Annotated in this window: 9 protein-coding genes; 5 read left to right on the plus strand and 4 right to left on the minus strand. The window is 38.6% G+C overall.

Annotation, left to right across the window (positions count from 1 at the left end):
• Positions 1-58 precede the first annotated feature (58 nt).
• Positions 59-544, plus strand: coding sequence for a hypothetical protein (locus AAA970_RS20930; RefSeq protein WP_338238838.1), 486 nt, complete (start codon positions 59-61; stop codon positions 542-544).
• Positions 545-692: 148 nt separating this feature from the next.
• Here the strand turns inward: AAA970_RS20930 and buk are convergent, their stop codons facing one another.
• Positions 693-1,802: a butyrate kinase gene (gene buk / locus AAA970_RS20935; RefSeq protein ID WP_338238839.1), complete on the minus strand. Its 1,110-nt coding sequence runs from the start codon at positions 1,800-1,802 to the stop codon at positions 693-695.
• The gene (locus tag AAA970_RS20940; RefSeq protein ID WP_338238840.1) at positions 1,786-2,721 is read right to left on the minus strand and encodes a bifunctional enoyl-CoA hydratase/phosphate acetyltransferase; all 936 of its coding nucleotides are present in this window, start codon (positions 2,719-2,721) and stop codon (positions 1,786-1,788) included. The genes buk and AAA970_RS20940 overlap by 17 nt, the downstream gene beginning before the upstream one ends.
• A gap of 3,735 nt (positions 2,722-6,456) precedes the next feature.
• On the opposite strand from AAA970_RS20940, the gene AAA970_RS20945 reads away from it, so the two are divergent.
• The gene (locus AAA970_RS20945; RefSeq protein WP_060688930.1) at positions 6,457-7,233 is read left to right on the plus strand and encodes an AAA family ATPase; all 777 of its coding nucleotides are present in this window, start codon (positions 6,457-6,459) and stop codon (positions 7,231-7,233) included.
• 15 nt (positions 7,234-7,248) lie between these two features.
• Positions 7,249-8,115, plus strand: coding sequence for a ParB N-terminal domain-containing protein (locus AAA970_RS20950; RefSeq protein WP_338238841.1), 867 nt, complete (start codon positions 7,249-7,251; stop codon positions 8,113-8,115).
• A 286-nt stretch (positions 8,116-8,401) separates the two neighbouring features.
• Here AAA970_RS20950 and AAA970_RS20955 read toward each other — a convergent pair whose 3' ends face one another.
• A complete protein-coding gene (locus AAA970_RS20955; protein WP_338238842.1) occupies positions 8,402-9,628 on the minus strand; it encodes an ROK family transcriptional regulator in 1,227 nt (408 codons plus the stop codon).
• Between the two features lie 304 nt (positions 9,629-9,932).
• Between AAA970_RS20955 and nagB the strand changes: the two genes are divergently transcribed.
• Entirely contained in the window at positions 9,933-11,852 is a 1,920-nt protein-coding gene (gene nagB / locus AAA970_RS20960; RefSeq protein ID WP_338239114.1) for a glucosamine-6-phosphate deaminase, read from the plus strand.
• A gap of 339 nt (positions 11,853-12,191) precedes the next feature.
• Here the strand turns inward: nagB and AAA970_RS20965 are convergent, their stop codons facing one another.
• A complete protein-coding gene (locus tag AAA970_RS20965; protein ID WP_060688933.1) occupies positions 12,192-13,640 on the minus strand; it encodes a RepB family plasmid replication initiator protein in 1,449 nt (482 codons plus the stop codon).
• Between the two features lie 832 nt (positions 13,641-14,472).
• On the opposite strand from AAA970_RS20965, the gene AAA970_RS20970 reads away from it, so the two are divergent.
• Positions 14,473-15,168, plus strand: coding sequence for a response regulator (locus tag AAA970_RS20970; protein WP_060688934.1), 696 nt, complete (start codon positions 14,473-14,475; stop codon positions 15,166-15,168).
• Positions 15,169-15,238: the final 70 nt, after the last annotated feature.

Consider the following 15,238-nt stretch of genomic DNA (forward strand, 5'->3'; position numbering starts at 1 on the left):
TCTTAGGGAAAATAAATCTAAATTGCACATCTACCTCAAAACAAAGACCACATTTATTATGATCAAAAAACTCTTTTTATTCCTTGCATTCGCTGCAGTATCCTGGTCAGTAAAGGCGCAAACAACCGAAGTAAGTGCAGATCAGATTCAGATGATCCATACTGAAATTCAGGTGGAGAAGAAAGCATTATTTGTCGAAAATATGCAATTAAAAGAAAGCGAAAGCAAGCTTTTCTGGCCCATATACAACGCTTATGAGCAAGAGATGGCACCTTATTCTTATGAGGTTATTGAAAATCTGGTGCATTTAGCAAACTTTGAAGAAAAGAAAATTTCAGCGGAACGTCTGGATGAAATAGGGAAGGAATATTTCAAAAAGGAAAAAGCCATTCTAAAAATCAAACAGAAATATTTTAAACAATTGCAAAAGGAATTGAACGTCTTCATTGCGGTTCGTTTCTTCCAAATTGAAAATGTGATAGATACACAATTAAGAATTGCACAGGGAGTCAATACTCCTTTAGTAATGGAAGAAGTAAACTAATAAAAAAGGCGCATGTTCAATAATGCGCCTTTTTGTTGTATAAATTTAATTATTATGTTAAACTAGTAATTGCGATAGGAAATTTCTTAGATAAGGATAGGGAAAAACCTTCAAATTACTATTTAGCTGACTACCAGCTACTTAAATATTAGCCTTGGATTTCAAAAGATTTTCCGTGAGGATTATAGATTTTACCCTCAATTTTCTTTTCCAATAACCAAAGACCATTCAGAGCGAGGGCTCTCATCTCATCCTCTCCGGGAAAGACTTCTACTTTAGCGATAAATTTGATCCGATCAGCAATCAACTCAACAAGGCGATCACTTTTTGCTAATCCGCCAGTCAAAATAATAGCGTCCACTTTACCTCCAAGAGCGGCAGCCATGGCGCCAATTTCCTTCGCTACCTGATAGGTGAGTACATCAAAAAAATGCTTCGCTTTCGCATTTCCCTTTTCTACTGATTGAACGGCCTGATAGGCATCATTAGTGTCTAAATAGGCCACCATTCCTCCCTCTCCGACCACCATCGAAAGCATTTCTTTTTCGGAATACTTTCCACTAAAAGCAGCACGAATAATATCTCCGACAGGTAAGGTACCCGATCGTTCCGGAGAAACGGGCCCTTCTCCATCCAGGGCCTGGTTTACATCAATTACCTTCCCTTGTTGATGCGCCCCTACGGAAATTCCGCCTCCCAAATGAGCCACTATTAGGTTCAACTCTTCATAGGGCTTCCCCACTTTTTGGGCAAATTGACGAGCTACTGCCTTTTGATTTAAAGCATGAAAAATAGATTTCCTGGGAAAAAGAGGGTGACCGGATTCCCTTGCTACATCAGCCAATTCATCTACTACCACCGGGTCAGCAATATAGGCTTTCAATTTTTGCGGAGCTTCCTCAACGATTGCCTGAGCAATGGGAGCCCCCAAATTAGAAGCATGTTGCAAAGTAGCCGTTTTTAGATCATGCAACATTTCTTCATTGACTTCATAAATTCCCGAACTAATCGGCTCAAGCAAGCCCCCTCTCGCCACAACCATGTCTAATTGGGCGATATCAATGCCAGCCTGTTGTAAGGCTTCAGCGATCAATTGCTTTCGGAAATCCAGCTGGTCGAATATCGACACATAAGCTTCTAAGTCCTCACGACTATGCCGAATTGTTTGATTCAATAACTCTAACTCCCCCTTATAGATGGCGATCTTGGTTGAAGTAGAACCAGGGTTGATCGTCAATATTTTATGTTGTAGCATCATCAGCCTCCTTTCTCATAGCTACGGCTGCTGCCGCTAGTAAAATCGAATATAATTTTGAAATCTCCGTATCTGCCCTTGAAGTGAGCACCACTGGAATTTTGGCTCCCAAAACCACAGAAGCCGACTCCGCTCTGGCGGCAAAGCTTAAGGACTTATAAAGCACATTGCCGGCATCAATATCCGGCGCCACCAATAAATCAGCATTTCCAGCAACTGCCGATTCTATTCCTTTATGATGTGCAGATTCCCGATCAAAAGCATTATCAAAAGCCAATGGGCCGTCCACCACACAATTCCTTAACTGACCTCTTTGACTCATCATTGATAAACAGGCCGCATCTATAGTAGACTGCATCGCCGGGTTAACTACTTCCACCGGAGCAAGGGCCGCCACCAATGGTTTTTCATAGCCAATCTGGCGAAGAAAATTTACAGAATTCTGAATAATATCTGCTTTCTGATGGAGGTCGGGCTGAATGTTCATGGCCGCATCAGTCAATCCCACTAACCGTCCTGCACCAGCAACTTCAAACATGGCCAAATGGGATAGTACCTTGGATTCGCGTAAACCCCACTTCTTGTCCAACACTCCTTTCAGCAAGATCTTTGTCGCGACCATGCCTTTCATTAAAACATCCGCTTTACCCTCCGATACTAAACGAACAGCCACTTCCACTGCCTCAACATCTCGTTGCTCATTATGCAATTCTACCTTGTCCAAAGACCATTTATTTCGCGCTGAAATTTCACGGACTTTATCCACATCACCAACCAAAATGGGGGTAATCAAACCTAATTTGGTGGCCTTTAAAACAGCACCAATAACGGGTTCATCAGCGGCTCCAGCCACTACCAACCGCAACTTCTGACTTGTTCCAGCTAGGATTTCTTTTAAATCCGATAATTTCTTTAGCCTCATTTATACGGGTTTATTCTATGGGTTTACTCTGTCTCTACTTATCAAAAATACACAATAAAAAAGACTCAAAAATCTCACCAAAAACAAAAATAATTCGGCCAAAAAGAACAATCATCCACTATTTAAGCAGTATTTAACAGGAATGAACCAAAAAAAATTCTGCATATTTCAGGCTTCTTAAACAAACCTTCTGACCTTAACCAATTTATGTTTTTTTGCTTTATTTCGAACGAAAATACACAAATGGTAAAATTTACCTTTTGATATTTTATCCCAAACTCAAACAGGTAGCAGTAAAAACGAAAAAATAAGAGGTTTTTAAAGTACTTTCTTACCCCTTAATAAAAGCTAATGGGGGAGAGACGTAATTAAAATCTCCCCGTAAAAAGAAATTATTACTAGAGGCCTGTCGGCTATAAAGTGATATCCCTAAAACTATCAAATAATTTTCTGTCAACTAATCTTTCAACCAGGTCATTTCAACCCAAAAGGTAGAACAATGAGGAGTCAAAAGATATTCCCTTCCTTTTTAAATTGAGCCACCAAAGAAAAATTCCACCCATGAACAAAATTGGTAAGAATCCGTCAGGCTCTTGTGGGTAATTCTTGTTTACAGGAAGAAAAACTCCCCGGTCATATTTAAAAGTATGTTTAAAAGCGCACCATCCGACCGCAAATTCGAATTATTGAAAGCGATTTTGAATTATTTCTCAACAATAGGGCTGCTATTCTCTCATAATAATCGGGTATCTCCTCTGCAATGGTTCAAATTTTCGTTGCGAAAATAGGCTATTAAACCCGCTCTAAGCAAAGCGATTTATCAAGCCTGCTATTAAAGGGAATACCGATGCGCTAATGGTAAACAAAACACCAAAATTATTAATCACTTATTGCCTGATTCAATAATTGATCTCTAAGCTCTACCATAAAGATTATGGACACAAAAATTCAACTGGCAAATTTTACCGCTTGATTTGCAGACGAACCACAAACTGCTCAGCTCTATTTTAAAAATGGATAATGGTGTTGGGAAATAGTTAGCCATTGGACTAGATCAATTTGTTTCCAGACTACCTCAACCGAATTCATACTTTGCTAGATTCAATAAATCCACCAGCCATTTTTAATAAAATGATAGACCGGCCATTCAATAACTTATTTTCCATCGCTTATTTTTCATTTTGTCTTGATAAAAAAACAAGGCGGTCATCAATTCCAGCGAACCACAATACTAGCTGCCGGAAGCCATCAAGGCATGATTTAATAATTGAATCGAATAGAGAAAAATTTAAGGAATTAACGCTATGAGGAATCTCTTCGACAGCAGCAATGCTTTTCGCTTTTCAATCAAAGCCCCACTGATAGTGCGGAAGAATTTAAGTTATAAAACCAATAGGGTAGAAGGTTGTAGCCTATTAAAAAACATTCCAATCAAAAAAAACCTTATTTGCAAGTGGTCTTTCTTAAAATTTTTTCATTTGTGATTATATGAAAAATCCGCAAAAGATCTACCCCAGGCGAGATCTTTTAAGAGCATTGAAAACCTAATTTCTGATTTTTTAAAAAGGCCAATTTAGCTAAGATTGCTGTACCCTTGTTCATTTTGTTCCTTGGAAAAACTTAGAGTAGGGAATATTTCAACATTGTTCGCCTTGCCGCTAAACTACGATTGAAGCCTACACAATTTGGGTTAAGTATATCAACTGAGACCAGTGGTTCTGGCGACCCTGGGAATACTTGAAATAAAATATTTCATCGACCTTATAATCTCAAATTCAAATGGCAAAATTTGCCGCTTGATTAATACGACAGTTTCAAACTCAGCAACACCAATTATGGAACTACAAAATTAGCGAGAACGACATAATAAACCATCTCCTGGACCTACCAACTACTAAACTATTTTTAACCAGTAAAGCGCCACAAATAATTCCAATGAGCACAAGAGTTTACCTGATCTATCCAAATTCATTGACCCTATAGATTCAAATGGCAAATTTTACCGCTTGAATGAGAAGACAATTTCAAACTCAGCAACACCAATTATGGAACTACAAAATTAGCGAGAACGACATAATAAACCATCTCCTGGACCTACCAACTACTAAACTATTTTTAACCAGTAAAGCGCCACAAATAATTCCAATGAGCACAAGAGTTTACCTGATCTATCCAAATTCATTGACCCTATAGATTCAAATGGCAAATTTTACCGCTTGAATGAGAAGACAATTTCAAACTGAGCAACACAATTTATGGAACTAACAAGATAACCAGGACTCAGTAGTAAACCATTTGCTAAACCTTCCGCTTACCAAACTATCCTTATCCAAAAAAGCACCACAAATGAATTCCAATGAGCACCAGAGCTTACACAACCTATCCTAATTCTTCCACCTTATGAACTACGATTCAAATGGTAAATTTTACCGCTTGAATAAGAAGACAGTTTCAAACTGAGTAAAACAATTTATGGAACTAACAAGATAGCCAAGACGCCATAATAAATCACTTGCTAAGCCTTCCGCTTAACAAACTATTCTTATCCAAACAAGCGCTACAAATGAATTCCATTGAGACCGGAGCTTACTTGGCCTATCAAAATTCTTCGCCCCTATAAACCCCAATTCAAATGGCAAAATTTGCCGCTTGATTAATACGACAGTTTCAAACTCAGCAACACAATTATGGAACTAAAAAAATAGCCAGCACGCAATAATAAACCATCTCCTGGACCAACCACCTACCAAAGTATTTTTCACTAATTAAACGCCACAAATAAATCCATGGAGGCTTAAACCTTACCTGATCTATCCAAATTCCTTGGCCTTATCAACCCCAATTCAAAGGGCAAAATTTGCCGCTTGATTAATACGACAGTTTCAAACTCAGCAACACAATTATGGGCCTAAGAAAATAGCCAGCACGCAATAATAAACCATCTCCTGGACCAACCACCTACCAAAGTATTTTTTCACTAATTAAACGCCACAAATAAATCCAACGAGGCTCAAACCTTACCTGATCTATTCAAATTCCTCGGCCTTATCAACCCCAATTCAAAGGGCAAATTTTACCGCTTGATTTGCAGACGAATCATAAACTTACTACCCAATTTTAAAAACGGAGAATAGAAGTAAAAAAAATAGGGATTGGGAAATAGCACTGCATCTACAGACTAATAAAATCTACCAATGGGAATGATTTTAGCAAGTTTTTTAATTCCGCTTAACAAAACGTATATCTATTATCCGCAAATCTATTGGACACTATAACGGTCTACATATAGGACAAAAAACGTAAAAGCCACTTCCTCTAAAACCCGAAAAAAATACCAGTGCGCAAAAAAAACGCTTTTAGAAATCTACCGCTTTATCAATAACTTTAATTCCAGTCAATAGCCCCAAAGAGATCCGATAACCGCCCAATTTAAGCGGATGGATAAACAAATTTCTTTCCAGTAAAGAGTATAAAAATCAAATGGTAAAAGTTACCCCATGAAAAATTTTGAAAGAAAAGAAGACAAAAAATTCAGTGAAAAGGATTTTATCAAAATGATTTAATAAATTGCTTAAGGCGAAAAAATGAGCATTCGCCGAACTGATTTTTCAATTTTCTTTAGATAATGAGCCTTGATTAATTTTTTGGAAGCTGGAGAATTTCTAATTTTGAAGTTCAGAAACCTTCATTTTAAAATCACTTTTTCTGGAGGAATTCGATTCATTTAATTTTACGATGGGAAAACAACAACCTTTTATTTTGGCTTTTGCCAACCGCAAGGGAGGAGTAGCCAAAACTACAAGCGTAGCGAGTATGGGGGCTTGTCTTGCAAGACTAGGATACAGAACATTGATCATGGACTTGGACTCCCAGGGGAATCTTTCCAATGGTTTGGGGTTTGACATGAGCGATGATCGCAATATTACTTCGGTTTTTAGAAAGAATTATAAGCTGGAAGATATCATCATTTCATTGGAAGAAAACCTTCACATGACCAGTAGCAATGATTCTTTAGCGGATTATGAAACTGAACTAAATGCCAGCTTAGGCAGAGAGTTCAAACTAAAGAAAACCATCGAGGAGGTGGAAGATCGATATGATTTCATCTTATTGGATTGTCCTCCTTCTTTGGGAATTATTACGGTTAACGCATTGGTAGCAGCCAACAAAGTAATCGTGCCATTACACGCCCAAAAATACAGTTTGGATGGTTTAAAAAAGGTCATTTCCATTATTGAAGAAATCAAAGAAGCTGGTGCAAACCAAACTTTGAATTTGGCCGGAGCCTTTTTCACCCAGTATAACAGCCGGGCGGTGCTTTCCCAGGAGGCCGTCAACCAGGTTCGTGATTTGATCGGGGAGCAAAAGCTGATGACCACCAATATTCGACAGAATATCTCGCTGGCCGAGTCTGTAGAAATTGGCCAACATATACTGGATTATGCACCCACCTCCAATGGTGCGACCGATTATATGAAACTGACAGAAGAATTAGTAAAAAACCTGAACTAGGAGTAAGCAAAACCTATGGCGAAGAAATTCCAAATTGCAAAAGAGAAAAAGGTAGCCGGAACTGCTGCCGCTAATTTTTTAGGGGATTCCAAAGAAGTCATTAAGAATAATATTTCCATTAATGAAGAGCTGAAACAATTAATTCCGGCCTTACAGCAGGAGGAGTTTGAGCAATTGGAAAATAACATTCTTAAGGAGGGACTTCGAGAACCCATTCTAATTTGGAAACATGAGGGGAAGTATATTTTGGTGGACGGCCATAACCGATATGCGATCACTCAGAAACACCATTTACACTTTGATTTCCGATTGTTGGAATTCAAAAATCTGGAAGAAGCGAAAGACTGGATGATTAATAATCAGCTGGGCCGACGAAATCTTACAGATGAACAAAGGGCGTATTTAATAGGAATGCGCTATGAAAGAGAGAAGGGAAGTCATGGTGGAAATCGCAAAAATCTTCCGGTGGAAGAAGGAGCAGTGGTTCAAAAAACGGAAGAAAGATTAGCTGAGGAGTACAAAACTTCGCCAAAATCCATTCGAAACAATGCGGAATTTGCAAAAGGACTTGATGTCATTGGGGATCAAAATCCGGAATTAAAAGCTTCCATTTTAACAGGTGATACTAAGGTAAGGAAATCAGATGTACAGAAATTGGCCAAAGCGGAGGTTAAAAAACCGATTGAATCCGTAGAGGACATCACCAAAATAGTTCAGAAGAAAACCACACCTACAAAAAAAGTTGCTAAAGCATTAAGCCCCTCCGATCTGTTAAAAAAAGAAATCAATCAGCGATTGAAAAAAATCAACGCAAAAAGTGAAGATGGAGAATTCGAGCTTTTACAGGAAATGATCATCAAACTCCAAAAAAGCTATCATTAATTACTAATAAAAATATAAAAAAAGCCGTCCATAAAAGACGGCTTTTTTCATTTCCGAAGAAATAGGTTAACCCGGATTATTAATGCTTAAATCCTCGTTTAGCTGCAAGGCAGGAAAAATGAAGGAATAGTTTCCTATTTCGAGTTTTTCCCAACGAAGCAGATGAATGAGGAGAAAGCAAGCATGCCCAAATTTGTGCTATTGATAATTCGAAAAAATAAACCGCAAAAGCCTGATTATTTAATACTAATATCGACTCATTAAATCTAGCGGTGAATAATTCGGCTTAAACGTACATATCTGCTTCCACATTCACCGTCTCAAATACTTTCCGACTAATCATGGTCGTCGCACCCAGGCAACCGGCTCTTTCATCTATGTCAGAAATCACAATATCGACATCATCATTCATCTCCGTAAGAGAGCTACGCATGATGGCTGAACGAATAGGGTAGAGGATAGCATCTCCCATCTGAGATAATTTTCCACTTAAAATCACACGCTCCAGATTCAGTAGGTTAATCAATATACCAATGCTCTTCCCAATGTATTTACCGGCCTCTTCTACCAATTCCAGAGAAAACTGGTCTCCGCTTTTCACGGCGTCCAAAAGCTGATCCAAAGTAAGTGACTCCAAATTATTCCCTAATTTCTTCTTCAAAATACTAGGGTGATCTTTTTGTAAAAGTCGGACGGCCTTATTAACCAATCCACGACCTGAAGCCACCGTTTCCAAACAACCTATTTTTCCACAAGAACATATATCACCATCTTCCACCACTCGAATATGGCCCACTTCACCAGCTAATCCGGAATGGCCTCCATACAATTCATTGTTCAAAATTAGGCCCATTCCTATACCCCAGTCCAGGTGTATACAAGCTACATTTTCACAGCTTTTCGCTTTCCCAAAATAAAGCTCTCCCAGGGTGACTGCATTCACATTATTTTCGAGGGCGACCTCAATGCCCAATCGCTCTTCTAATAAGTCTTTCAAAGAAGAAGGGGAATCTTTAAAATAGGTTAAAGATTTTCCACTTTTAGCATTTACCAAACCGGATAAGGCAAAACCCACCCCCAAAATTTTACTCTTAGGAATGCTATTTTTGCTGACCAATTCATCTATTCTCTCTGACAAAGTATTAATAGTCGCTTCCGTATCATTCAAATCAACGGTGGAATATTCAATGAAATCGAGTTCTTCCTCCCGTAAATTGAGTAAAATCATTCTGGACTTTCGAGCCCCTAACGTTATTCCCAAGGTATAACCACCTTCCGGATTTAACTGATAGAGCGTCGCCGGACGACCTACTTTTGAATTTTGTGCTTCGGCCACGACAATATAGCCCTCATCAGCCAACTCTTTTGTTAAAGAAGAAGCCATTGGTAGGGTTAATTGCGTCTCACTGGCAATATCTGAAGGAGAAAGCAGCGGATTCTCTCGAAAAAACCGAAGAATCTGATTTTTACGTATCTGCTTTTTTATGGAAATTTTACTAACTGTCGGTTCCATTAAATTTGGGTTCTTAGAAATTTTGACCAAAAAATGGTTTTCACTAAATAATTAAATCTAAAAAACTTCAAAACAAAAGGATCCTGAAGTCAATTATCATTATAAAAATAACTTTTTTTATTAAATACCCCGTAGTTTTTGATTTTTTAATATTAAAAAGTTGTAGTTCCCTTTTATTATAGATACATTCGTAAACAAAGGGGTAATTAATCCTTTTTATTATTAAAGAAGCTAATTTTGTAAAATATTCAATATAATGGAAGGGTATTTTGATACGGTAAATGAAAAAGAAATCGGGCTGAACATGGAAAAATTCCTAACAGACCGAGAATTTGAGCATTTAAACACCACGATTTATGAAGATGCTAATACAGGTTCTAAGTGGATTGCTCAAGAAATTATTAGTTTAATTAAAAGCCGTCAGGAAAAAGGACAAAAAGTAGTACTTGGCTTGGCCACTGGTTCTTCTCCATTAAAGGTCTATGAAGAATTAATCCGGGCCCATAAAGAGGATGGACTGAGTTTTTCCAATGTCTTAACCTTCAATTTGGATGAATATTATCCAATGCAACCAGAATCGGTACATTCTTATGTACGATTCATGAAGGAAAACTTATTTGACCATATTGATATCCTTCCTGAAAACACCCATGTACCGGACGGAACCCTGAAAATGGAAGAAGTTCCGGAGTTTTGCCGAAACTATGAATTGAAAATTCGCGAGGCAGGTGGGATTGATTTACAAATTTTAGGTATTGGCCGTACCGGTCATATCGGTTTTAACGAGCCAGGCTCCGGTATCCGTTCCACTACACGAATGGTTACGCTGGATGGATTAACCCGCCGTGATGCCGCCCCCGGATTTGGTGGAATCTCTCATGTTCCAAGACGCGCGATCACGATGGGAGTAGGCACAATTATGCAGGCCAAGAAAATTATTCTGATGGCATGGGGTAATGGCAAAGCACCCATTATTCGCGAAGCAGTGGAAGGCCCGATTACGGAAAGCGTTCCGACTACTTTCCTGCAAGAACATCATAACTGTGATATTATTCTGGATAAGCCTGCAGCAGAAAAATTATCGAGAATCGATTATCCGTGGTTGGTACGTGATATTGATTGGACAGATGAAATGATCAAAAAAGCTGTTTGTTCACTATCGCTTAAATTAAGTAAGCCGGTACTAAAATTAACCAACGAGGATTACAGCGAGAATGGACTGGATCAGCTGATTACGCTAAAAGGTCCTGTTCATGATATCAATATTAAAGTATTTAATATGCTTCAGCACACCATCACCGGCTGGCCCGGAGGTAAACCTGAAGCAGATGATTCTCAGCGTCCGGAAAGAGCGGAACCTAAAAAGAAACGGGTTTTGATTTTCTCTCCGCATCCGGATGATGATGTTATTTCAATGGGAGGAACGGTACAGCGCCTGGTAGATCAGGGTCATGAAGTACATGTGGCCTACCAAACCTCCGGGAATATTGCGGTAATGGATGATGATGCCCGTCGATATGCCCGATTTGTAAAAGATTTTAATGACCAGTTTAATATTTCGACCAAAGAATCTGATGCTGCTTACAAAGAAATCGTTGGATTCTTAGACATGAAAGAGACGGGTGATATTGATACGCCCTCTGTAAGAAAAATCAAATCTTTCATCCGAAAAGAGGAGTCTATTGCTGCTTGCCAATATATCGGAATGCCAAAAGAGCGCATGCACTTCCTTGAACTTCCTTTTTATGAAACGGGTCGCGTGAAAAAGGCACCTCTTAGTAGTGAAGATATTGATATCATCAAGAATGTGATCGAAGAGGTGAAGCCTCACCAAATTTACGCAGCAGGAGATTTAGCAGATCCACACGGTACACACCGGGTATGTTTGGATGCTATATTTAGTGCACTGGATCAACTGAAAGGAGAAAGCTATATGAAGAATTGCTGGGTATGGCTTTACCGTGGAGCTTGGCACGAATGGCCGGTGCACGAAATTGAAATGGCGGTACCGATGTCTCCGGATCAGGTATTGAAAAAAAGAAAAGCAATTTTCTACCACGAATCCCAGAAAGACGGAGTTGTTTTCCAGGGAAATGATTCCCGCGAATTCTGGCAAAGAGCAGAAGAACGTAATCGCGAGACGGCTGATCTTTACAATCAGTTGGGACTGGCAGAATATGAAGCCATGGAAGCTTTTGTTCGTTACGACTTTTTGAATAAATAGGCACACCGTTCAAATTGAACACAATTTCAATATGCCGCCCTTTGCACGGGGCGGCTTTTTTATGCTAAAATTTTTAGTTAAAAGCTGCGCAATAAGATCAATTACGACAAAAAAGGGAGTCGTATTGAACCAAAAGTGTGGATATCCCTTTTGTGACCACTTTGCTGTAAGGTGCTGTTTTGCAACAAGTTGAAGAGTAGGCCAAATAATATTTGGTAAGAGTATCGTTCAACCCACTGTTTTACAGCGATTTACAAATCGACGAGTGACTAAAACAACAGTGACAAAAAAAGGAGTACTGCTGTACTCCTGATTTTTTATTGAAATTAAAATGTCGTATTAATATTGGTCCCAATTAAATTTATGATGCTTCATGGCGTAGAATTTGACGCCATCATTCAAATAACGCTTATGTTCTTCCGTCCCGATTTGTCCGATAATCCATCGACCAAAATACTTTTTCGCTTCGGTAGTGGGCTTATTACAATTCCATTCCTGAAGGAACTTACGTTCATAAGCAGAAGCTTCTCCATTTAAATAATTCACGTAATTTGGGAATTGGCCAAAAATATTATTATTCAAATATTCGAAACACAGATCCTTCCAAAATTTATCAAATTCACGGGAGATACTTTCCTGCTTTTTCTTATGCAACATAACCGCCTGACGGGCCTCCTGTTCCTTTTGTCTATTCTCGACATAAGCAGCCTGAGTGGCATCCGCCTTTTGATTAACCGCAGGCTCCATGCGCAGCTGATAATCTTCTTTTAAAGCCATGGTCAAATAACCGATTGGATTCTCCACCTTTTTGGCCTGCTGCACGACACGTACCTTTTTACGAACCTGAATTAATCCATATTGCCTGATCAGATGAGAAATAGCCTCTAATGCCTGCGACATGCCGTTTTTCGTCTTTGCTTTATAGCCAATAGCAGCCAAAATTTCCTCATCTTCTGAAAGGCTCTCTACAGGAGTAACGTCCTCAGCGGTAAGCTGATCAAAATTCAATTGAGGCTGAATAGTTTGCGGTTTAATATTCACCTCGCCCATTAACTCATGCGCCCCATCCGAAACCAATCCATTGCCTTTTTTGGACATAGAGAAAATAATCTCGTTGACCGAACGGCCTCTGCGTTTAATTTCATAATCTACGAACATCCCGGAGGGCTCATAACTATTAATATCATGCACGGCCGGATCAATTACCCTTCTTTTTAAATCAGAAAAACGTTTATATTTTTCTTCTACATTCAAAAGGTTCTTAAAATCAGCAATTTTGAAGGTGCGTTTATTGATATTAGGGAAATACTGAATCAACAATTCATACAGGCGGAAACTATGCCCACTTACGAATCCCCAACAATTGATCGGTTTATAAGAAGTATATTCACCTGCATTCAATTGCAGGAAAAAAGGCTTCATTTCCTGGGCAAAACGGATTTTAATATAATCTTCTCCTTCCTTTCCCTCTGCTTTTGTTACAAAGGGGAAAGCTACCCAATGTTTACCCTTTTGAATATAGACCGAAGAGTTGGTCAAACCGACGGCAGCCTCTCTGGCCTGATTGTATTTATCGGAGATTTTATCCCCACGTTTGAGGTCAAAAAGCTCTCTTAAACCGATCACACATTCATTAAATTCAGTATCGTCTTTCTTGATCTGAGCAGCAGTCAATAGAATTAATCGCCACTGCAAAGGGCTCAAAGTATGTTTGGAATTGATAAGCTTATTAGACTTAACAATCTTATAATTTTTTATTCCAGCGACGGAACGATCAGTGATGTTCATATAATGTCGTATTCAATTCTAAATCTAAACTACGACATTGTAGGGATATTCCAAAATGAATACGACATTTAGGGGACAATAATTTAGAAAATCATGGTTTGATACACAATAAGCCCCAAATGCCCCTTATACTAAGCACGACATATTAAGTATAAAAATGGCTTATATACGACAGAAGAGGGAGTCAAAAATACAAACTTTCTCTTATATTTGCACTTGATCATTATCAATCATCATTTTTCCAACAATTGAAGAAATGGCTTGAAAAGCTATGCTATATAAAATCCCTATAGTGTCTCGATAAATCCCTATGATGACGTCAATATCCTCATTCCGTCCCTTTAAATCCCCATCACGTCGACCTAAATCCACGATCTGTCACGACTTATACATATGATGTCGTAGCTTATCCTTTCTTTGTCGCAAAATACCGTTGTAACTAATTGAATTACTGTGAATTATAAAGCCTAAAACATTTAAAACAATAAAAACATTTTAAAACATTACAAAACACCGTTTTGATCATTTTTAGTTAGACAAAATAGGGATTGAAATTTTAAAACAATCTATTTTAGCAGAGTCCATAATCTGTCGCAGGAAGATTTCACCTTATTTTAGCTGTTTGAGAGCCACGTAAATTAGACGCGACAAAACATGGACAGGCGATCCTTGTTATGTCTTCTCTAAAATTTTTGGCGTTTTTCTTTTCGGAATGGAGCTATAAAAACTAAATGTTAACAGATCGCATGATGCCTTAATTTAAAGATAATTTTAGGGAAAAAATATATTCATCCGCTAGTGCTAGTATTGTGATAAGAACTAGACAATCATTATGAAGGAAAATATACAGCATAAAGTTTTAGTTGTGGATGATGAAGAAGATATCCGTGACTTGTTGGAATATAATTTGAAAGCCTCGGGTTATCAGATACAAACGGCTGAAGATGGTCAGGAGGCCGTAGCCATTGCCAGGTCTTTTAAACCGGACCTGATCCTGTTGGATATTATGATGCCGACTATGGATGGTATTGAGGCTTGTCGACAATTGCGTAATAATCCGGAGATGGACAATACACTGATTGTATTTCTGACCGCAAGGGCTGAGGAGTATTCTGAGGTCGCTGCCTTTGATATGGGGGCAGATGACTATATCATTAAGCCAGTGAAGCCTCGTGCGCTTAAAAGGCGGATAGAGGCTCTTATGGAGCGCTCTGTGGTAAAAGAACAGGGAACGGGTGATATTCTAAAATTCCCAGGTATACGCATTGATAAAACTTCCTATACGGTAGAGGCCAATGGGGAGAAATTTTCCTTGCCCAAAAAGGAATTTGAACTTTTGTATACCTTGGCGCAAACGCCGGGCAAGATACTGTCCAGAGATGAGTTGCTTAGAGATATTTGGGGAACGGATGTTTATATTTTACCAAGAACGGTAGATGTGCACGTGCGAAAGGTCAGAGAAAAAATTGGCAATGATTTGATTGTGACCATCAAAGGGGTAGGTTATAAATTCAATGATAATCTTTAAACGTGTTTATTAAAGCCGGAATTCTTTTAGATTATTTTTGGTATTTCCTGAGAGGATCAAACTTATCTTA

It is taken from the genome of Persicobacter diffluens (assembly GCF_036244895.1).
GTDB lineage: Bacteria > Bacteroidota > Bacteroidia > Cytophagales > Cyclobacteriaceae > Persicobacter > Persicobacter diffluens.